The 21331-nt window shown below is 38.1% G+C and carries 16 protein-coding genes; 13 read left to right on the plus strand and 3 right to left on the minus strand.

Translation table 11 applies throughout. From position 1 onward, the window contains the following. Window positions 1-107: 107 nt before the first annotated feature. The 4 genes from ABXT69_RS03660 to folD all read left to right on the plus strand — a co-directional run bounded on the left by ABXT69_RS03660 (window position 108) and on the right by folD (window position 5704). Window positions 108-1049: an ABC transporter substrate-binding protein gene (locus tag ABXT69_RS03660; protein WP_416653225.1), complete on the plus strand. Its 942-nt coding sequence runs from the start codon at window positions 108-110 to the stop codon at window positions 1047-1049. A 201-nt stretch (window positions 1050-1250) separates the two neighbouring features. After that, window positions 1251-2312 (plus strand): quaternary amine ABC transporter ATP-binding protein, encoded by a 1062-nt coding sequence (locus ABXT69_RS03665; protein ID WP_416653227.1) that lies wholly within the window; start codon window positions 1251-1253, stop codon window positions 2310-2312. 18 nt (window positions 2313-2330) lie between these two features. Further along, complete coding sequence (locus ABXT69_RS03670) at window positions 2331-4742, plus strand: ABC transporter permease (protein ID WP_416679274.1); 2412 nt, start codon at window positions 2331-2333, stop codon at window positions 4740-4742. Window positions 4743-4870: 128 nt separating this feature from the next. Continuing rightward, window positions 4871-5704: a bifunctional methylenetetrahydrofolate dehydrogenase/methenyltetrahydrofolate cyclohydrolase FolD gene (folD, locus tag ABXT69_RS03675; protein WP_416679276.1), complete on the plus strand. Its 834-nt coding sequence runs from the start codon at window positions 4871-4873 to the stop codon at window positions 5702-5704. On the opposite strand, the gene ABXT69_RS03680 is transcribed toward folD, so the two are convergent. Together ABXT69_RS03680 and ABXT69_RS03685 are read right to left on the minus strand one after the other, a co-directional pair. Then, window positions 5699-6871, minus strand: a complete 1173-nt coding sequence (locus ABXT69_RS03680; protein WP_416679278.1) for an aromatic ring-hydroxylating oxygenase subunit alpha — start codon at window positions 6869-6871, stop codon at window positions 5699-5701. The genes folD and ABXT69_RS03680 overlap by 6 nt on opposite strands. 97 nt (window positions 6872-6968) lie before the next feature. Then, window positions 6969-7859, minus strand: a complete 891-nt coding sequence (locus ABXT69_RS03685; RefSeq protein ID WP_416653235.1) for a LysR substrate-binding domain-containing protein — start codon at window positions 7857-7859, stop codon at window positions 6969-6971. A 395-nt stretch (window positions 7860-8254) separates the two neighbouring features. Here ABXT69_RS03685 and ABXT69_RS03690 point away from each other — a divergent pair, with 395 nt between their 5' ends. The 5 genes from ABXT69_RS03690 to ABXT69_RS03710 are packed head-to-tail and all read left to right on the plus strand — an operon-like array spanning window position 8255 to window position 14676. Beyond that, window positions 8255-9601 carry an NAD(P)/FAD-dependent oxidoreductase gene (locus ABXT69_RS03690; protein WP_416679281.1) on the plus strand — a complete coding sequence of 449 codons (1347 nt, stop codon included), beginning with the start codon at window positions 8255-8257 and terminating at the stop codon, window positions 9599-9601. Between the two features lie 3 nt (window positions 9602-9604). Further along, window positions 9605-10867, plus strand: a complete 1263-nt coding sequence (locus tag ABXT69_RS03695) for a sarcosine oxidase subunit beta family protein (protein WP_416679283.1) — start codon at window positions 9605-9607, stop codon at window positions 10865-10867. Between the two features lie 11 nt (window positions 10868-10878). Next, window positions 10879-11169 (plus strand): sarcosine oxidase subunit delta, encoded by a 291-nt coding sequence (locus tag ABXT69_RS03700; RefSeq protein WP_416679285.1) that lies wholly within the window; start codon window positions 10879-10881, stop codon window positions 11167-11169. Then, window positions 11166-14114, plus strand: coding sequence for a sarcosine oxidase subunit alpha family protein (locus tag ABXT69_RS03705; protein WP_416679287.1), 2949 nt, complete (start codon window positions 11166-11168; stop codon window positions 14112-14114). The genes ABXT69_RS03700 and ABXT69_RS03705 overlap by 4 nt, the downstream gene beginning before the upstream one ends. Further along, window positions 14107-14676 (plus strand): sarcosine oxidase subunit gamma, encoded by a 570-nt coding sequence (locus ABXT69_RS03710; RefSeq protein ID WP_416679289.1) that lies wholly within the window; start codon window positions 14107-14109, stop codon window positions 14674-14676. Before ABXT69_RS03705 ends, ABXT69_RS03710 begins: the two co-directional genes overlap by 8 nt. 33 nt (window positions 14677-14709) lie before the next feature. On the opposite strand, the gene hutC is transcribed toward ABXT69_RS03710, so the two are convergent. Beyond that, on the minus strand, window positions 14710-15405 hold the full coding sequence (gene hutC / locus ABXT69_RS03715; RefSeq protein WP_416679291.1) for a histidine utilization repressor: 696 nt from the start codon (window positions 15403-15405) through the stop codon (window positions 14710-14712). 96 nt (window positions 15406-15501) lie between these two features. On the opposite strand from hutC, the gene hutU reads away from it, so the two are divergent. Genes hutU through hutF form a run of 4 tightly spaced genes read left to right on the plus strand, consistent with a single transcriptional unit; the run spans window position 15502 to window position 21243 of the window. After that, window positions 15502-17145 carry a urocanate hydratase gene (hutU, locus tag ABXT69_RS03720; protein ID WP_416679292.1) on the plus strand — a complete coding sequence of 548 codons (1644 nt, stop codon included), beginning with the start codon at window positions 15502-15504 and terminating at the stop codon, window positions 17143-17145. Between the two features lie 7 nt (window positions 17146-17152). Further along, window positions 17153-18646, plus strand: coding sequence for a histidine ammonia-lyase (gene hutH / locus ABXT69_RS03725; RefSeq protein ID WP_416679541.1), 1494 nt, complete (start codon window positions 17153-17155; stop codon window positions 18644-18646). After that, window positions 18643-19854, plus strand: coding sequence for an imidazolonepropionase (gene hutI / locus ABXT69_RS03730; protein ID WP_416679293.1), 1212 nt, complete (start codon window positions 18643-18645; stop codon window positions 19852-19854). Before hutH ends, hutI begins: the two co-directional genes overlap by 4 nt. Before the next feature lie 21 nt (window positions 19855-19875). Beyond that, the gene (hutF, locus tag ABXT69_RS03735) at window positions 19876-21243 is read left to right on the plus strand and encodes a formimidoylglutamate deiminase (RefSeq protein WP_416679295.1); all 1368 of its coding nucleotides are present in this window, start codon (window positions 19876-19878) and stop codon (window positions 21241-21243) included. Window positions 21244-21331 lie beyond the last annotated feature (88 nt).

Here is a 21331-nt window from a genome sequence, read left to right on the forward strand (position 1 = left end):
GTTTTTAAGGCAGTATTTGTTAAAAAAATCATTTTAAAGTTGAATTTTTTGAGATTTTTCTATAATTTTCTTAAATATATTTGATTAAACAATAAAAGGAGAAATAAATGAATAAGTTTACAAGTAAGGTGGCTGCTGCTGCTTTAACGATGACTTTAGCTTCTGTATCGGGTCAAGCTCTTGCAGCTGACTCTTCGAAGCCAATTGTCATTCCAACTCATAACTGGTCAAGCCAAGTTGTTATGGCTTATGTAATCGGTGGTATTTTTGAAAGTATGGGTAACAATGTAGAATATGTTCCTGCTGACTCTCAAGCAGTTTATGAAGCGATCCGTAATGGAGACGTAACTATTTCACACGAAGTATGGCAGTCTGCATTTGGTGCATCTTTTTATAACGCAATGGAGAAAGGCGGAATTGTTGATGCAGGTAACCATGAAGCAATGACTCTTGAAGAAATGGGAGTTCCACAATGGGTTGTGGACGAAAACCTATGTCCTGGACTTCCAAACTGGGAAGCACTTAAAGACTGTAAAGATGTGTTTGTTACTGCAGACTCAGGTGGTAAAGGTCGTTGGTTAGAAGGACCACAAAGTTGGCATGGTAACCTTATGCCAGAGCGTATTGCTGCGTTAGGTCTTGGTGATGACTATATGGTTAAGTTTGCTGGTGGTGCAGATGCACTATGGGCTGATTTAGCTGCTGCTAAAAAAGAAGGCCGTGGAACAATCGTCTTTAACTGGACTCCAAACTTTACTGATGCTGATGGATTTGCATTCATTGAATTCCCTGAGTACTATGATGGTTGTAGAACAGTTGATGGTGGTGATGGTGCTTGTGGATCTCCAAAAGGTTGGTTGAAAAAAGCAGCTAACTATAAGTTCCCTAAGACACACCCTGCTGCATATACAGCTTTTACAAAGATGTCTTTCTCAACAACTCATATTGGTCAAATGGCCGCACTTGTTGACGTTGATGGCATGAGCCATCAAGATGCTGCATCTGCATGGCTTGCTGCTAATCAGGATGTTGTTTCAGCATTTAAATAAGGCTTCTATAGCTTAGACTTCTTAATTTTTTTAAGGAGTTTGTTAATGTTTTAAATCTCTCCCCTGGGCTTTCTCAGCTAGGGGAGATTTATTATGCCCTTGAAAAACTTTAGATAGAATTACCCACTAATAACTTTCAGAACAAAGGTATTTTTTTGTATACTACAGTTGTGAGATTTAAATCAATTTTGGACTATTTATATGCCACCTAAAGAAACGAATATTAAAAACAAACAACCAGTCATCAAGTGTGACTCGGTCTACAAAATATTTGGTGAAAATGCAAAAAAACTACTTCAAGAGGCTAATGGTAAAGTTGATGCCAAAGAATTCCAGGATGCCGGCTGCGTTGTTGGTGTAAATAGTGCTTCATTTGAAGTGTACGAAGGTGAGATGTTGGTTGTAATGGGTCTTTCAGGCTCAGGTAAATCAACCCTACTAAGATGTATATCCAGACTCACTGATACAACAGCAGGAAAGATATATATTGATGGAGAGGATCTTCTTGCACTTAATTCTAAAGAGCTTATCGAACTTAGAAGAAATAAAATGGGAATGGTGTTTCAAAGCTTTGCACTACTTCCCCATAAAACCGTACTAGAAAACATTGCATTTCCATTACAGGTTAAAGGAAGTAGTACTAATGATAGTATGAAACGAGCAATGGAAATGGTTGAACTTGTTGGTCTGACAGGCCGTGAAAATTACTTTCCTAGAGAGCTCTCAGGTGGTCAGCAACAAAGAGTTGGAATTGCTCGCTCATTAGCGGTTGAACCAGATATTTGGTTTTTAGATGAGCCATTCTCTGCCCTGGACCCATTAATTCGAAAAGAAATGCAAGATGAATTTTTGAGATTACAAGGTGTATTAAACAAAACAATTCTATTTGTTACTCATGATTTCGATGAAGCATTAAGACTCGCTGATCGAATCGCAATTATGAAAGATGGCATTATTGAGCAGTTAGATACTCCAGCTAATATTGTTCTTAATCCAGCAACTGAGTATGTTCGTAAGTTTACTGAAGAAGTTCCTAGAGAAAAAGTTCTAAAGATTGAGTCAGTCATGGATCCTGTTGGCAGCTCTGATGAAGAGTTGAGTGAACTTCAGGTTTCTAAAGACGCAATTATTGAAACTGTTGCAGAGGCAGTGCTTAGTGAACAAAAGCCGGTAGCTGTATTGGATGAAAATAATAATATAGTTGGCGTTTTAAATTGCTCTACTATTATTCATGTCCTTTTTGGTGATCGCTCCAAATCATAATATTTAGATAAACTGACTATGGAATTTCTTAAAAATAATCCTAAACTACTTCAATTTGGCATTGTTTTAATTGTATTTTTTATTCTCATGTCAATGACGGGAGAATATCACGATATTATTTTACTTCGTGATGGTTTTGCTAATAAAGTTAAATCTGGAGAAATCGATGCCATAGTTGGTTTCTCGGAGTCATTTAGAATGATTCTTAGTGGTCAGCTCCCACCTCAATTAGTAAGACTTCCAGAATTAAACTTTTTTAATCCAGTTACAGATACTTCAATAGTATTTAAACTCATAGCTCTCTTAACTATTCTTGGCTTGCTATTTAGAAAGTTTCTTTTGACTACTAAGGAAACTAGAGATCTTCCAATTGTCTGGTTTAAACAAAACTGGACAAAGTTGTTTGTCTATATACCTGCTGGAATTATTGTTGGCTTTTTAATCCTACCAACACTATTGAATTGGTTTTTTGGTGACATCACCACAAGTAGTTTTTGGACAATGAATCAAATCATTAATGATTCTGCAGAATTTGTAATGTACGAATGGTGGCCGATTGAAATTTATGATCCAGATATTGAAGATTATGACGAATCTGCAATGGTCAAGGAGATAACTAGAGGTTTTTCTCGCTCTATTCTCTTTGCTATTGAGTTTATTCGTGAGATCTTATTGGGTGGAATTAAAACAATTGTTGCCTTTACAAGCTGGGAGTGGTCTGATGCGAATGAGTGGGCAGTTTGGCCCGGACTTCCATGGACTGTTGTGTCTGCTTCAGCGATTATGATTGGCTATTTTTTAAGTGGAAGAGGTTTAGCAATATTGGCTGCTTTTTCTACCATATATATCAGTGTTTTTGGTCAGTGGGAGCCTGCCATGGAAACACTCTCATTTGTTCTAGTTGCTGCTCCAATATCTTTTATTTTGGGCCTTAGTCTTGGTGTTTGGGCCTATAAGAGTAAAACTACTGAAACAGTCTTAATGCCTCTGCTAAACGTAGCACAGACAATGCCCCATTTCTCTTACCTTGTTCCAGTCATGGTTTTCTTTGGTGTAGGCGATCATGCAGGTGCTATAGCAACTATTATATTTGCAACGCCGCCGATGATCAGGCTGACACTTCTTGGCTTAAAAAAGGTTTCTCCTGAAGTTATTGATGCGGGGATGATGAGTGGCTGTAATAACTTTCAACTGATGTCTAAAGTTTTAATTCCTTCAGCTAGAAGAGATATTCTGATTGGCGTAAACCAGGTAATTATGCAGTGCCTAGCGATGGCAGTAATTGCTTCATTTATTGGCGCAAAAGGTTTAGGCTTTAATTTACTTCTTGCACTAAATCAGCTAAAAATAGGCCAAGCTTTAGAGCTTGGTATTTGTATTGTCCTTATTGCGGTATTTTTAGATAAACTTTCTCTGGCATGGGCTAATAAGCAAACTGATTATTTTGCAGACCTACCTTTCATTGAAAGACATAAGTATGCGGTATCCTTTGCTGCCATTCTTTTCGTTGGAACTTTGTTGGCATATCTTGGAACGTTTTTGTTTAGGGACGGAATCAATTATCTTTATATGATTCCACACAACAAGGGTTACACATCTCAACTTTTTTGGCAGTCAGGTGTTGACTGGATTTGGGATACTTTTTTCTTTTCATTGCAGGGGTTTAACACTTGGTTAATTCAGGATGTCCTTATTCCAATGAAGACGGCTTACCTCTCGATGCCAGTCATAGCGACCTTTACACTCGTCATGGGCGTTGGCTATATTATTGGCGGGATCAGGTCTGCGCTGGTAGTTGGTGGTTTTTTACTGGTTATTGCTCTTTTACAATGGTGGGAGAGAGCTCTTATTACAGCCTATATGGCAAGTTTTGGCGTTATTGTATCTGGTTTAATTGGAATAACCGTTGGCTCTCTTTGTGCCAGAAACAAGATTGCAAGTAAGATTATTTTGTTGGTTTGTGATACCTTTCAAACCTTTCCTTCGTTTATCTACTTGATACCAGTTATTATGCTTTTTGGTGTTACAGACACCTCTGTACTAATTGCTGTAATTGTGTATGCGACTATTCCAGCAACTCGATACACAGTAGAGGGCCTCACAAGCGTTCCTCAAGCACTTCAAGATGCTGGCTCAATGTCCGGCGTTAATCGGATGCAGAGATGGCTTAAAATAGAAATGCCTCTTGCATTACCTCACATCATGTTGGGTCTTAATCAAACCGTTGTTTTTGCCCTATTTATGGTCATCATTGGTGCAATGATTGGAACTGATGATTTAGGACAATTTATATTGAAAGCTTTATCTGACAAACAGGGTATCGGTAATGGCTTGTTGCTAGGTTTATGTGTTGCTTTTATTGGACTTGCTGTCGATCATCTTATTCAAACATGGGCAACACAAAGAAGAAAATTACTGGGTATAGATTAAAACTAATCTAAGGCGATTTAAAGACTCTTTTTTAAAATTCAAACCTAATTGAAATTAATTACTAATTTAAATGTTGTTTGTCACGATAATAGCATTTTTGTATTTATAAAATCTGGAGAGTTGTTAAGATGAAAATTATAGATGGCAGAGTTCTTGCTGAAAATCTTAGAAAAAATATTGCTAACGAAGTAAAGCAGTATTCTAGACCTCCTGGCCTAGCAGTCATTTTAGTTGGTGATGACGAAGCCTCTAAGGTCTATGTAAGAAATAAATCTAAAGCTTGCGTCCAGGTTGGCTTTTATTCTGATCAGATTCATAAATCCGCAAATATTACTCAAGAAGAGCTCCTCTCGGAAGTTCAAAGGCTTAATGTAAATAGTAATATCGATGGCATCTTGGTTCAGCTTCCTTTGCCTGCTCACATTGATGCGAATGTGATAATTGAGTCGATTGTTCCCGAAAAAGATGTTGATGGTTTTAGTAGTGAAAATATTGGCAAGTTAAGTTTAAAGAAACCGTTCATTAGTCCCTGTACTCCTAGAGGCGTTATGAAAATGTTAGCCTCTATCAAGTGTGACTTAAGGGGGAAGGATTGCGTAATCATTGGCGCTTCAAATATTGTTGGAAGGCCAATGGCAATGGAGCTTCTTAATGCTGGTGCTACAGTTCAAGTTTGCCACAAGGAAACAAAAGATATTAAGCTTAAAACTAAGTCAGCAGATGTTATTGTTGCTGCTGCTGGGGTTGCAAACTTAGTTAATGCTGACTGGATAAAAGAAGGCGCCGTTATTATCGATGTTGGTATTAATAGACTTGATAATGGATCTCTGGTGGGTGATGTAGATTATGAAGCTGTCAAAGGTATGGTCTCTGCTATCTCTCCTGTTCCTGGAGGTGTCGGCCCAATGACTATTGCAGTATTACTTGAGAATACTTTAACAGCCTACAAAGCAAGGTTATAAATTAGCTTTCTGCTTTTCCCTAAAGTCTTTTAAAAATTTAGCTACCCACTGATGAAAACAGTGAGTAGCGCTATCCATTACTGGTGAGAATTTACCGCCATCAAACATTAATCCACTTCTTCCGCGCTGCATTCCCTCTACAACCCCAATATCTTCACTAAATACAGTTTTCCAAAAAGACGCGTTAGAGTCTATAAGTTTTTTTAGTTCTAGCATTTCAGAGGGATCTTTTGCATAATATAGTGAGACATGCTCAATTGTTTTATTTGTAGAGATTGGTTCTATAATTATTGAAAAAAAGTGATCCCTATGAACTCCTAAAAGTACATTTGGGTACAAGGCTATATACTCACTTTTAGTGTCCCACTCATCTGACAAATTTTCAAAATCTGGAAATACGTTGCCATCATCACTTTTCATTTGGTTATAGACATGAGAGCCTTGCCCAGAGAAATGACCCATCTCCTCAATATGATAGTGATCTTCTATACTTGAAGTAACATTAAGCTCAGGGTGGACCCAAGGAAGATGGTAGCTTTCACAATAGTTTTCAACTGCTAGCTTCCAGTTAGTATCTAGATTAAGTTTGAATGAAGAGCTCTCACCTCCATGATGAAGGGGTTTTTCAAACTCAGACCATCTCTCAATTGCTTTTGAAGCATAATCAGTAAACTCCTTTGCAGAATTAGAAATATTTACAAAGATAACGTCTTGCCAAACTGCAGATCGAATTTTAAAGAGACCAAGCTCTTCATTTTTAATAGACTCATGAGTATTTATATCTGTTCCTCCAACCATGGGTGTTGCACATAAATCACCATCAAGATTGTAACACCAGCTATGATATGGACAGCTTATAACTCCTTTTATATTTGTTGGTTTATCAATTAAAATCATCCCTCTATGGCGACAAGTATTTTGAAATACATTAATATCTCCACTTGAGTTACGAACCAATATCAAAGGCATTCCAACAAAGTTCAGTGGCTTTATATCTCCTGGATTTGGTATATTACTGCCAGTGGCAATAGCTGACCAATTGTCAAACAAAATTGCTTTTTTTTCTTCATCAAAAACAGCATTACTGACATAGTGCTCGTTAGGTAGTCCTTTAGCTTTATCAGTTGATGTTAGGACAGAGTCTAAGTTACTAAGTGGAATAGACATGAAGAGAAGTTAAAGTAAAAAACGCTATGATACTATCAGCGTAAAGTAATTATTCTTAATAAAATTACTCTAAAAAATTGAATATATTTCAATTAATTTATGATTTTGAAATTAGAAAATCTCTAAGAATTTTAACATTTTCAGGGAGTAAATCTTCTTTTTCACTCATAATGTATATCGCGGATGGAGCTGGTATTGATGTGTCGCCCAGAACAACAAGCTCTCCACTATCAATTTTAGGTTTACACAGACGCTTCCAGCCTAAGACTATTCCCATTCCATCAGAAGCAGCTTGAAGGGCAATCATATAATTATTGACATGAGTTCCTGGTGAGATTTTTCCTTTGTATCCAAGAGCATTAAACCAAGAGAACCAATTTGACCAATTTTTATCTTTTGCTCTGAGATGAATGAGAGGCGCTTGCGCTAAATCTTCAACAGTAATATTTGGGTATTCTTTGGCAAAACTAGGGCTACATACTGGAACAAGTTCATCTTGAAAAAGAGTGTGCTTTTGGTTTGATTCATTCTCAACAAAACCATAGCAAATTTTTAAATCAACAGCAATCCCTTGAGAATCAGGATTATCAGTTACATGTTGATTAACAGGTATTTCAGGGTGTTGTTTCCAAAACTCTGCTAAATGAGGTGGTAGCCAAAGAAAAGAAATGGCTGTAGTCGCACTAATAATTACCTCTTTATCTGTAGCAGAGCGCCTAAGATTTGCAAGTGTTGAAGAAATTGCTGTAAAGCTACTTTGAAGAACAGCAAATAAAGATTCTCCGTGATCGGTTAAATTATTACCGTGGTGTTTTCTATCAAATAACGAAAGACCAAGTTCGGTTTCTAAAAACTTAATTTGGTGGCTAACTGCCCCCGGAGTAACTCCAAGTTCTTCAGCAGCACCCTTAAAACTTCTGTGACGAGCAGCAGTCTCAAACGTTGCAAGAGAGGTTAGTGGCGGTAATTTATAGTATCTACGAGACATAGTTGTTCCCTAAATGTTGAATCCAAGTATACTTACTTTTTGTATATACAGCCTTCATAATAGACCTTTTTTAACTATATTAGAGCAAATATTCATAATTAAATATAACTGGTATTTTTTTAATATATGTTTTTTCAAGCTCTATTTAGCCCCTTATATTGCATAATTAGCTAAATATATTTAAAATATTAATAATTTGTGGGTCATTCATAAAACTTAAAGAAAGTATATTATTTTTTTATATATAGCTATAGAATTATTTTCACTTTAGTTTGAATTTTTTAACTACTTAGTGCTTTCAATTTAAAGATAATAATGATAACTAAAAAACTAGATTTTATTCAAATTTAAACTTTACATTTCTATTAACAATAAAAAATACAAAGGAGTTTAGTATGTCTTTACCAAGTCAAGCCGAATATGTTATTGCTGGTGCAGGAATTCATGGATTATCAACTGCATGGAGATTGGCCGAACGCCTAACTGCAGATGGTGAGGGAGTTAACGGGCGTATTGTAATAATTGATAAAGCAAATAGAATTGCAGCTGGAGCAACTGGAATTGCTTGCGGTGTTGTTCGTAATAATTATTTTCAACCTGCTATGAGAAAATTGATGGCCCATTCAGTTAGTATTTGGGAAAGTGATCCAGATGCCTTTAGTTATCATCCAAACGGATATATGCAAATTTCATGCGAAAAAATGCGTGAAGATGTTAAACAAATCCATGCTGAACAAGCTGCAATTGGCTATGAAAGTGTTTTTATTGAGGGTGAGGAAGAGTCGCGTGATTACATGCTAAATATGTTTGATGATTGGCAAGCGCAAGGAATTACTTCAGTTCTTCATGAAAAGCCAGGTGGCTATGCAAATAATGTTAAAGCGATGGAGGGTCTTTCTAAAAAAGTATTGGATTTAGGTGTTACTGTAGTTCTTGAAACTGAGATAACAGGTTTTGTTTCTGAGGGAAATGGTCAAAGAGTTACTGCGGTTGAGACAGATAAAGGAACAATTACATGCGATAATTTAATTATTGGAGCTGGCCCTTGGGTTCGTGATTTTTGGCGTATGTTAGGCCTTCCTTCTCAAATTGAATTAAAGGATCTTGAAGGTGAGGTTCATCAAGATATTGATATGTGGCGTTTTTGGCAGTTAGAAGAGGGTGTCTTAGAAATTGATCCTGAAACTTTAGTAACCAATGATGGCAAGATTCCGCCAGTTCTTCATATTGATACTGATGCACCTTTGTATTCTACTGTAGATGGCTCACTTATTACGGATGAGCTATGGGGAATATATTATAAGCCTGATTGGAGCTTTGGTGGCATCCAGGGAGGGGCTTCACCTTATACAGTTGATACACCTGTTAATGAAGTTGCTATCGATCCATATGGCCCTGAAAGTAAAGAGTTTACAGCAAGTAAAGATTTCCCTGAAATGTGGGTTTCTGCTCTTGCGCATTGTCATAAAAGATTTGAAGGTATGATGCCTCATTATCATAAAGAGGCATCAGGCGGAATTGGTTGCTTTACTCCAGATAGTTTCCCTGTAATTGATACTTACAATGAAAATGTAACAATAATTGCAGATAGTAATCATGGATATAAAATGCTAGGTGTCGGCTGTTTAGTTGCTGAAGAGTTATTAGGTGAAAAGCAAGAGCTTCTAGAGCCATTTAGGTTTAGCCGCTTTCAAGCAGGCAAGTTACACCCAGTTTCTAATAGTCCTTATCCTTGGAGCTAAAAAGTGAGTAAAACACGCTTTTCTGGCTTTAAGGTTCTCAAAGAAGCGCTAACTGGTCATAAAGGCTGGGAGCCAACTTGGCGTGATGCTGAGCCAAAATCTGATGGGTATGATGTTGTCATCGTTGGTGGAGGCGGTCATGGTTTAGCGACTGCTTACTATTTAGCAAAAAATCATGGTATTACCAATGTTGCTGTTGTTGAAAAAGGCTGGATAGGCGGCGGTAATGTGGGCAGAAATACAACCATTATTAGATCAAATTATTTACTGCCTGGAAATGAGCCTTTTTATGAATTTTCACTGAAGCTTTGGGAGAATCTTGAGCAAGATTTAAACTATAACGCAATGGTGTCTCAGCGCGGTATTATGAATTTAATCCATTCTGATGCTCAGCGTGATGCATTTATTCGAAGAGGCAATGGTATGTTATTTGCTGATGCGGGCTGTGAATTTATAGAAGCAAAAGAAGTAAAAGAAAGGTATCCATTTTTAGATATGGATAACCCAAGATTCCCAATTAAAGCTGCTTTAGCTCAGCCTCGTGGAGGCACTGTTCGTCATGATGCCGTAGCTTGGGGATACGCAAGAGGCGCTAGTGATCTTGGAGTGGATATTATTCAAAACTGTGAGGTTACAGGCTTTAACATTGAAAATGGTAAATGTTTAGGCGTTCAAACAACTAAAGGCGAAATTAAAGCTGGAAGAGTTGGAGTTTGCGTTGCAGGCTCATCTGGAAGAGTAATGGCTAAAGCTGGAATTAAACTTCCTATTGAAAGTCACGTTCTTCAAGCTTTTGTAACTGAAGGCCTTAAGCCAGTAATGGACAATGTAATTACTTTTGGTGCTGGGCACTTTTATTGTTCTCAGTCTGACAAGGGTGGCCTTGTTTTTGGTGGTGATATTGATGGCTATAACACTTATGCTCAACGTGGAAACCTGCCTGTTGTTGAAGATGTTTGCTCTGGTGGTATGGCTATAATGCCGATGATTGGCCGAGCTAGGTTACTTAGAATGTGGGGAGGGGTTATGGACATGTCAATGGACGGCTCACCATTTATAGATAGCACTGAAATTGATGAATTATTTTTTAATGGCGGTTGGTGTTATGGTGGTTTTAAAGCAACACCTGCTAGTGGTTACTGTTATGCCCACTTACTTGCTACAAACTCATCGCACGAGGTAGCAACGGCATATAAGCTTGATCGATTTAGACGCGGCGCAATGATAGATGAGAAAGGTGTTGGCGCTCAACCAAATCTGCATTAGGAGGACATAATATGATAATAAATCATCCATTACTTGGCCCTCGTGATTCTGAAGAATTTGTTTACCTAGGTGCAGCTGATCTTATAAAACGTCCCACTAATTGGGAGAAAGATGCATCTGCTGAAGACTTTTACCAATACCAATACATTAGAGAAAATATTGCTGGCGATCATCGTGAGCTTTGGTACCACGAGCAGGGCGATCAGTCTTGGTTGGTTGTTACTAGAAATACTTTATCACATGAAATTCTTAAGGTTGAGTTAGCTCAAGATGTTTCAAGAGGCATAGGTAGAGGAAAATGAGACAAATTAATCGAATAAAAGACGGCTTAGTAAATCAAAAAAAATCTATAAGCTTTACTTTTAATGGCCATATATTAACTGGTTACGAAGGTGATACGCTTGCATCAGCCTTACTTGCCAATAATAAAAAATTAGTTGGGCGCTCTTTTAAGTACCATCGTCCGCGTGGTATAGTTACTGCCGGCTCTGAGGAGCCAAATGCAATCATGGAGATTGGAAATGGTCCCTATAAAGATCCAAATACTAGAGCAACTGTTACAGAGTTATATGACGGATTAGAAGCAAATAGTCAAAACCATAAAGGCCCATTAGGCTTTGATCTTATGGCTATTATAGATTTTTTATCTCCACTTGTTGGTGCTGGTTTTTATTATAAAACTTTTATGTGGCCTAAAGCTTTTTGGGAAAAGTTTTATGAGCCTGCAATTCGAAATGCTGCTGGACTAGGAACTCTCTCGACTGAGCCTGATCCAGATACATATGATAAAGGTTTTCGTTATTGTGATATTCTAATTATTGGTGCTGGCGCAACTGGGTTATCAGCTGCAATTACGGCTGCTAGCTCTGGCGCAAAAGTTATACTTGCTGATGAAGATTTTTTAATGGGTGGAAGGCTAAATACTGAGTCCATAAAAATTAATGGTATGTCTGGCAGTAAGTGGGCAAAAGATACAGTTGCTGCTTTAAGCGCAATTGAAAATGTTACATTGATGTCTGACACGACTATTTTTGGCGTTTATGATCATGGCATTTATGGCGCAATCGAAAATAGAGCGTCAGAAGCTAGGGAAGATAAAAATAAGCCTCGTCAGGTGAATTGGAGAATTTATGCTAAACGTTCAATTCTTTGTGCTGGTGCAATTGAAAGATCGATAGCTTTTGGAAATAATGATCGTCCTGGTATAATGCTTGCAAGCGCTGTGAGATCTTATGCAAATAGATTTGCAGTTGCTACAGGTGATAAAGTTTCAGTCTATACAAATAATGATGATGGCTGGAATACTGCGAGAGACTTGGTTTTAAAAAATATAAGAGTTATTGCTGTAATTGATTCGCGCTCAATTAAACCTGTTTTAAGAGTTCCAGGTGCTGAGATTTTTATGGGCACAAATGTGGTTGATACTAAGGGTCGAAAAGCACTTAAATCGATAAAGCTTTCTAATGGTAAGTCAATAGACACAGATTGCTTAGCTGTTTCGGGTGGATGGAATCCAAACTTACATTTAACATGTCATCACCGAGGGATTCCAAAATGGAATGAAGAAATTGCATCCTTTATTCCAGATGAATCAAATCCACCTGGTATGTCGGTTGCGGGAAGAGCTAAAGGAACAATGGTTTTGTCTGATGCAATTATTGAAGGGCACAATGAGGGTTCGTCTGTCGCTTTAGATCTAGGCTACAATGTTAAAGAATTAGATCCAGCTGAAACTCAAACAGTTTTATATAGCGTAACTGCAAACTGGGGGGTTCCAAGTGGAAAAAATCGTGCTTGGGTCGATCTTCAAAATGACGTTACTGCAAAAGATATTAAGCTTGCAAACCAAGAGGGATTTAAATCAGTTGAGCATGTTAAGCGCTATACAACGTTAGGTATGGCTACTGACCAAGGTAAAACTGCTAACGTTCTTGGAATTGGTATTATGGCTGACAATATGGGTCAAACCATGGAAGAGACTGGAACTACGATATTTAGGCCTCCATATTCTCCAGTAGCAATTGGAGCATTTTCTGGAAGAAGGCGTGGGATGGAATTTTATCCAACGCGTTATACTCCAAGCCATAAATGGTCTGTTGAGCAAGATGCTATTTTTGTTGAGGTTGGAATGTGGTATCGCTCTCAATGGTTTCCACTTCCAGGCGAGACTCATTGGCGTGAATCTGTTGACCGTGAAGTAAAGCAAACAAGGGCATCAGTTGGTATTTGTGATGTAACAACTCTTGGTAAGATCGATATTAAAGGTGCTGATGTTTCAGAGTTCCTTAACAAAGTCTATGTAAATGCTTTTGCAAAAGTGCCAGTGGGTAAAACTCGTTATGGCTTAATGCTGCGTGAAGATGGCATGGTAATGGATGACGGAACAACCGCAAGGCTTTCCGAAAATCATTTTGTAATGACCACAACTACTGCAAATGCTGTAAATGTTTATCGTCATTTACAATTTTGTCATCAATGCTTATGGCCTGATCTAGATGTACACATGATTTCAGTTACAGAGCAGTTTGCACAGTATGCAGTTGCTGGTCCAAACTCTCGTAAATTACTTCAAAAAGTTATTGATTCTGATTGTGATATTTCAAATGAAGCATTCCCATACATGGGTGCTGGTGAGATTACAGTTTGCGGCGGAATACCTGCAAGGCTGTTTAGAATATCATTTTCAGGTGAATTGGCGTATGAAATTGCTGTTCAAACTCGCTATGGCGACTCACTCATGAGAGTCCTAATGGAGGCAGGTGAAGAATTTAATGTTGTGCCTTATGGAACCGAAGCCCTAGGCGTAATGCGAATTGAAAAAGGTCACGCTGCTGGTCCAGAGCTTAATGGTCAAACTAGCGCCTATGACTTAGGAATGGGTGGGATGATTTCTGGCAAGAAAGACTTTATAGGTTACAAGCTTGGATTGCGTGAAGACCTTCTTCGTGACGATCGCATGCAGATGGTTGGTTTTAAGCCAGTAAATACTCAAGACCTTCTTCAGGCTGGCTCACACCTCCTTAATTTAAGAGATAAGCCATCGACTGAAACAGATCAAGGCTGGATTTCATCTTGTATTTATTCACCAATACTAGGTCACTATATTGGTATTGGTTTTATTAAGAGCGGACACAGCCGTAAAGGCGAATTTGTTCGAGCAGTTGACTTAGTGAGAGGCAATGATATTGAAGTTGAGATATGCAGCCCTCACTTTGTTGATCCAGAAGGAGAGCGTTTGCGTGTCTGATTATGAATTAGTAGTAGAATCCGCACTTGATGGTGCTGAGCATCAGTTTGAGGGAGTAACTGTCTCAGAAGTTGTTGGCAAGTCATTAGTTATGGTTGCATTACCAAGGTCCAAATTTAAAGAGATTGAGTCATCAATGACAAAGTCTTGTGGCCTATCGCTTCCTGAAATGGAACAATCAACTCAATCTAAAGACTCATCCATAACGCTTTGGCGTTTACAGAAAAACCAAGTTCTAGCTTATTTTTCTTATGAAGGAAATGATGCGGAAGCAAATATTGCAAACAGATTAAATGCTCCTGCCTACTATACTGATCAATCTGATACTTGGGCGATGATTAGGGTTAATGGTCCAAGAAGCAGAGATGTTTTGGAGCGAATTTGTCCAATCGATTTAAGTAAAAATGTATTTTCTGTTGGTAATGTCTCTAGAACTATTATGGAGCATATAGGAACGATAATTTATAGAGATAAAGAAGACTCCTATGTCCTTCTAACGATGCGATCTTTCGGAGTCTCAATGCTACATGCTATAGAAGTATCAGCGAAGAATGTTTTGTAATTAAATTTAGTTTCATTAGTAGTTTCAGAAAAATCAAGTCTCTAAACGATAACGATTACCTGGATGCGTTAATCTGCTAAAGGTAACTGGGATGTTATCACTCCATGTCACTCTAGAAATTAAAATACAAGGCATTAACGGTTCAATTTGTAAATATTTTGCAGTCACTTTATCTGCAGCAATAGCTTCAACAATATGCTGAGCTCCAGACAGAGGAAGTATTTTTTTGAGATAGTGATTTGCCGTTACTTTACTAAGATCAATATCTAAATAGTCAGGAGCCGAGTCTTTATTGATATAACGCTCCTCTAATTGAATAGGCTGGTCATTTTCAAAATGAAGAACCAGTGAATAAAATATGTGAGACTCAGACTTTAGGCTAAGGTTATGACAGGCTTGTAATGGTGCAACAATTTCTTTTTGTTGAAGTGCTATCGAGTGAAAGCGATTTCCACGTGACTTGACCTCTTTAGCAATATCTCTAATCTGTAAGGCAGATTTAATGGGCTTGTTTTCGTTAACAAAGGTGCCTAAACCTTGAATACGGTACAAGACGCCTTCTTCAGTAAGCTCTCTTAGAGCTCTATTGGCTGTCATACGACTTACTCCAAACTGCTCACAAAGTTTATTTTCCGAAGGCACTTGGCTGTGCTCAAGCCATTGTTGGCTATTTATGCCTTCAATAATATGACGTTTTAAGGCTTGATAATGGGGAGTATTTTTTTGCATATTTCTATTATACGCAACTCTTAAAAAATTGATTGTCTATACTTGTATATACAAGTATACTTTTGGTACATAGATAATTAAATAATAGGAACCAAAATGATTAAAGCACCACATGGGAATAAATTAAGTTGCAAAGGATGGCATCAAGAGGCTGCTATGCGTATGCTAATGAATAATTTAGATCCTGATGTGGCAGAACATCCAGAAGATCTTATCGTCTATGGAGGTAACGGAAAAGCAGCTCGTAATTGGGATTGTTATCATAAAATTATTTCTACATTACAACGACTAGAAAATGATGAAACACTTTTAATTCAGTCGGGTAAACCTGTTGGTGTTTTTAGAACGCATGAAGAGTCACCACGAGTCATTATTGCAAACTCTCACTTAGTCCCTAGATGGGGGACTTGGGATAAATTTCGAGAATATGAACAAGCTGGCTTAACTATGTATGGACAAATGACTGCTGGCTCATGGATATATATTGGCTCTCAGGGAATTCTGCAGGGTACTTACGAAACTTTTGCTGAGTGTGCTAAACAAAATTTTGATGGTGAGTTAGTGGGTAGATTAGTGGTTACAGCAGGTCTTGGTGGTATGGGTGGAGCTCAGCCGTTAGCTGCAACCATGAATGGTGGCTCTTGCCTAGCAATTGAAGTTGATGAGTCTCGCGCACAAAAGCGTTTAGAGAAGGGTTATGTTGATGAAATATGCTATAACCTCGATGAAGCATTAGAAAAAGTACTAAAAGCAAAAGAGCAAAAGCAACCTTTATCGGTAGCTATTGTTGCCAATGTTGCCGACGTTTTGCCTGAAATGTTAAAGCGAGGTATTATTCCTGATGTATTGACAGATCAAACATCTGCCCATGACTTGTTGTTGGGTTATCTTCCATCGGGATATAACGTTAAAGAGTCTGAAGAGTTTCGTACTAAAGATTCAAAAGGTTATCAAGAGGCTGTATTGGATTCGATGCAAGTGCATATTGGTGCAATGCTAGAAATGCAAAAACAAGGTGCTATCACTTTTGATTATGGCAATAACATCCGCGGCCAAGTTGCTGATCATCGTGGAATGAGTGAGGCTTTTGATATTAAAGGTTTTGTACCACTCTACATTCGTCCATTATTCTGTGAGGGATCTGGACCTTTCAGATGGGCTGCACTCTCAGGTGACCCTAAAGATATTCACGTTACTGATAAGGCTATTTTAGAGACTTTTCCTCAAAATGAGTCTCTTGCTAAGTGGATTCATAAGGCACAAAATCAAATTCAATTCCAAGGTCTTCCTGCTAGAATCTGTTGGCTAAAGTATGGAGAGCGAGAAGAAATGGGGCTTAAATTTAATTGGTTAGTCAAAAAAGGTAAGGTTGCTGCTCCAATTGTAATCGGAAGAGATCATTTAGATTGTGGATCAGTTGCATCACCGAATCGAGAAACAGAAGGTATGAAAGATGGTTCAGACGCTATTGCAGATTGGCCACTATTAAACGCTATGCTTAATACTGCTTGCGGTGCTAGCTGGGTTTCTATTCACCATGGCGGCGGCGTGGGTATTGGTTATTCAATTCATTCAGGCATGGTAAGTGTTGCTGACGGAACGGCAATGGCTGATCGCCGATTATCACGAGTTCTTTCAGCGGATCCAGGAACTGGTGTCATGCGTCATGCAGATGCAGGTTATGATGTTGCTATTAAAACTGCGAAAAACAAAGGCGTTGATTTGCCAATGATAGGGTGAAAAATTGATTACTTTAGATAATATTTATAAGGACCTTGAGCGAACGATTGACGCGCTATATCAAGATAAGAGTGCACTAGAAAAATCACGCGCTATAGTTGATCATGCTCTTGATGATGGTAATAGCTATTACGGAATAAACACTGGGTTTGGTTTTCTAGCAAATAAAAAAATTGACGCAGAGCAGCTGGAAAAATTACAGCATAACTTGTTATTAAGTCACGCTGTTGGTCTTGGAGATTCTATACCAAAAAATATTACTAAGTTAATGTTACAACTTAAAATTGTTGCTCTTAGTTTGGGTTATTCAGGTGTTTCAGTTGAGGTTGTAGAACGTCTCATGCTATTTTTGAAAAATGACTGGATACCAGTTGTACCTAGCAAAGGTAGTTTAGGTGCTTCGGGAGATTTAGCGCCTTTGGCGCATTTAGCTCTGCCATTATTAGGAAAGGGCTACTTTTGGAGTGCTAAAGACAACGAGCAACTTAGGGCAAAAACTGTCCTTAAAAATGCAAATTTAGAGCCAATTAATCTTAAGGCAAAGGATGGCCTTGCACTTATTAATGGCACTCAAATGATGACAGCCTATGGCGCGCATATTTTGGAGAGAGCAAACAGCTTATTAAAAAATGCCGATATTTTAGCAGCTATTTCTTTAGAAGCCTTGATGGGAAGTGCTCGCCCCTTTGATGAGCGCATTCAAGCTATAAGGCCTCATCCAGGGCAAAAGGCTGTAGCTTCGAATATTCGCCTACTCTTAACAGACTCAGCGATATTGGAAAGTCATAAAAATTGTGATAAAGTGCAAGATCCTTATTCACTTCGTTGTATTCCTCAAGTGCATGGAGCTACTCGTGATTTATTGGAGTACGCATCCCGAGTAATTGAGCGAGAACTTAATTCAGTTACGGATAATCCTTTGGTTTTTAATGATGGTGACATAATCAGTGGAGGTAATTTTCATGGACAACCGCTAGCTCTAGCTATGGATTCTGCGGCTATTGCAATAGCAGAGATTGCTAGTATTGCTGAGCGTCGAATTTATTTATTATTGCGCGGTCTGGATGGACTCCCAACTGTATTAGTGAATGACTCTGGTATCAATTCTGGTTTTATGATTCCGCAATATACAGCTGCCTCATTAGTTTCACACAATAAGGTGCTTTGTCATCCTGCATCTGTTGACTCTATTCCATCATGCTTAGGACAAGAAGACCATGTGAGTATGGGCAGTATTTCTGCTATTAAGCTATTGGAAGTGTTAAATAATGTTGAGCAAGTTTTAGCAATTGAAGCTTTTACTGCAGCTCAAGCACTCGACTTTCGTAAACCTTTAAAAGCTGGCAAAGGAGTGGAGGCAGCGCATCAGGAGATTCGCAAAAGAGTGTCTCATAAAGATGCAGATGAGTTTTTTGGAGATGATATTGATGCTTGTATTGATATGCTAAGAGGTAATCACATCCTTAAAGAGGTAGAAAAAAAAATAGGTAAGCTTCAATGAATCGAATTGAAAATATTACAATAGCTCAATGCTTAGATCAAGGTGTTCAAAATGATGTTCATTTGATTGAAAATGCCACAGTTGTCTGGCAAGAAGATATTATTGTATGGGTTGGAAAAACAAAAGAGATGCCAGAGCAATATGAGCATAGCAATATTGTCCTTCAAAATGGAGGTTTTTTAGTTCCAGGATTGATTGATTGCCACACTCATTTAGCTTTTGGTGGCTGGAGGGCAGATGAGTTTGGTGAGCGAGTTTCTGGCACTCCTTATGCCGAAATTACCAAGCGAGGTGGCGGCATTTCATCAACTGTTGCCGATACACGAGCAGCCAGTAAAGAAGAGTTGATTGAAAAAGCGAATGGGTTTTTAACTGAAATGACAGCTTTAGGAGTCACAACTGTTGAATGTAAGAGTGGTTATGGACTCAATATTGATGATGAGTTTAAGATTTTAAGTGCTTATGATGATCTAAAAAAAATTACCTCTTTGACCTTAGTGTCGACATTTTTGGGCGCGCATTTAGTTCCAAAAGAAACGTCAAGAGAGGCTTATTGTCGAATGATAATTGAAGAAATGATTCCTAAAATTGCAGAGCAGAAGTTGGCTGAATTTTGTGATATATTTATTGATGATCATGCTTTTACTCAGACTGAAGCTCGACCAATTATTGAGGCTGCCAAAGCACATGGATTAAAAATAAAACTTCATGTAGATCAACTTAGTGGGGATGGCGGTGCAGAATTTGCTGCTGATTGTGGAGCCTTTTCAGCTGATCATTTGGAATATGTGTCTGAAGAGGGCATCAAAGCACTAAAAAAATCAGGAACTATAGCTGTTACCCTTCCTTTAGCTAGTCTTTATACCTTTCAAAAATCTCTTAATGCAAGAATGCTCATTGATGCTGGGGTAGAGGTTGCTTTGGCAACAGATTTTAATCCCGGTTCAGCTCCAAGTAATCACTTACCATTAGCTATGATGTTGGGTTGTACGCTTAACCGGATGAGCCCTAAAGAAACGTTAAAGGCGGTAACTCTTTATGCAGCTAAAGCTTTAGATAAGGCTGATAAAATTGGCTCTATAGAAGTTGGAAAGTGCGCAGATTTTGCGTTAATAGACACGCCATCAATTGAGCATTGGATGTATCATTTTAAAGCCAATGCTAATTGTTTGACAGTGAAAAATGGACATATCATTTATCAACTGTAATACCATTAAAAGGATTTTTAGATGAAAAACTGGAAATTTAAAGGAATGTATCTTAAGAAGGGGTGGATTTCACCTGCCTATGTCAGCACTGATGATAATGGTAAAATTTTAAGCATTGACTCCCATTCTTCTTTAGCAGTTGATGAATCTGTTGAAGGTTACGCAATTTCTCCTATTCCTAATGCTCATTCACATGCCTTTCAATATGTTATGGCTGGCCTAACTGAGAATATTCCAAAAGGACACCAGGGAGATAACTTCTGGTCTTGGCGTGAGCGAATGTATGCAGTTGCAGACCAAGTAAATCCTGAACAAATGGAAGTTATTGCCTCAATGCTTTATGCTGAAATGCTAAGGTTAGGATATGATCAAGTAGTAGAATTTCACTATTTAAATAAAGATTCAAATGGCCAGTCTTATAATAATCCAAATGAAATGGCTGAGCGATTAATTAGTGCTGCAAAGCGAGTAGGTATGAAAATTACAATGACTCCTGTTTACTATCGTACTGCCGGTTTTAATCAGGGGCCTTCTGAAGAGCAGCGTCGCTTTCAGTATGAGTCAACGGATGCTTATTTTTCTCAAATTGAGGATTTAATAAGCAAATACCAGGATGATTCTGAAGTCAAAATTGGTTATGGGCAGCATTCTCTGAGGGCAGCCGACGTTGATGAGACTAAAGAAATTTTTGCATATAGCTCCCAAATGCCATGCCATATTCATATTTCAGAGCAAACTCAGGAGGTTGAAGGTTCTTTGAAGCATCTTGGTGCTCGTCCAGTTGAGTGGCTAGCAAATGAAGTAGGTATGGGCAAAAATACTAACTTAATTCATAGTACTCATATAACTGACAATGAAATGCAAAGCATAATTAGAGCAAAAGCTAATGTGGTGATTTGCCCAAGTACTGAGGGTAATTTGGGTGATGGATATTTCCCAATTTCAGATTTTATTGAGGCAGGAGGTCGTTGGTGTATTGGCTCTGATTCTCACATTGGTATTAATCCTTTTGAAGATTTAAGATTGTTAGATTATGGTCAGAGAATGAGTAAGCAGAAACGAAATATTATGCTTAATGGTAGGCCAGGTGATAGTGCTGCAATTTCTTATGATACTGTCTTTGATAATGGCCATTTGGCTGCAGGTGAGAGTAAAAATGATTATTTTCAAGTGGGAGATGATCTAGATGCTTTAATTATCAACTCTCACTCGCCTTTAATGACAAGAGATGCGAATGATGGCCGGTTATCAACAATTGTCTATGCGCTTGATAATTCTGCTATCTATGGTCGTATAAAGTCTGGAGAATGGTTGGTTAGGGGTGGTTTACATATCAATTATGACGAAATTATTAAGGATTTTAGTCAGACTGTAAATGATATCAATTAATTCTGAGGCATGAACATATGTTCAGATTTATTGTGAAAATTAGCTTGAAGTGATTTATTTTGAGATAAGAGCTCTCAATGCCCTCAAG

The organism is Candidatus Pseudothioglobus sp. Uisw_016 (assembly GCF_048087635.1).
Lineage (GTDB): Bacteria > Pseudomonadota > Gammaproteobacteria > PS1 > Pseudothioglobaceae > Pseudothioglobus.

Bases quoted from the DNA above. Each gene is read 5' to 3' on its own strand.
- ABXT69_RS03660 (WP_416653225.1), top strand. From the start codon at position 108: ATGAATAAGTTTACAAGTAAGGTGGCTGCTGCTGCTTTAACGATGACT.
- ABXT69_RS03665 (WP_416653227.1), top strand. From the start codon at position 1,251: ATGCCACCTAAAGAAACGAATATTAAAAACAAACAACCAGTCATCAAG.
- ABXT69_RS03670 (WP_416679274.1), top strand. From the start codon at position 2,331: ATGGAATTTCTTAAAAATAATCCTAAACTACTTCAATTTGGCATTGTT.
- folD (WP_416679276.1), top strand. From the start codon at position 4,871: ATGAAAATTATAGATGGCAGAGTTCTTGCTGAAAATCTTAGAAAAAAT.
- ABXT69_RS03680 (WP_416679278.1), bottom strand. From the start codon at position 6,871: ATGTCTATTCCACTTAGTAACTTAGACTCTGTCCTAACATCAACTGAT.
- ABXT69_RS03685 (WP_416653235.1), bottom strand. From the start codon at position 7,859: ATGTCTCGTAGATACTATAAATTACCGCCACTAACCTCTCTTGCAACG.
- ABXT69_RS03690 (WP_416679281.1), top strand. From the start codon at position 8,255: ATGTCTTTACCAAGTCAAGCCGAATATGTTATTGCTGGTGCAGGAATT.
- ABXT69_RS03700 (WP_416679285.1), top strand. From the start codon at position 10,879: ATGATAATAAATCATCCATTACTTGGCCCTCGTGATTCTGAAGAATTT.
- ABXT69_RS03705 (WP_416679287.1), top strand. From the start codon at position 11,166: ATGAGACAAATTAATCGAATAAAAGACGGCTTAGTAAATCAAAAAAAA.
- hutC (WP_416679291.1), bottom strand. From the start codon at position 15,405: ATGCAAAAAAATACTCCCCATTATCAAGCCTTAAAACGTCATATTATT.
- hutU (WP_416679292.1), top strand. From the start codon at position 15,502: ATGATTAAAGCACCACATGGGAATAAATTAAGTTGCAAAGGATGGCAT.
- hutI (WP_416679293.1), top strand. From the start codon at position 18,643: ATGAATCGAATTGAAAATATTACAATAGCTCAATGCTTAGATCAAGGT.
- hutF (WP_416679295.1), top strand. From the start codon at position 19,876: ATGAAAAACTGGAAATTTAAAGGAATGTATCTTAAGAAGGGGTGGATT.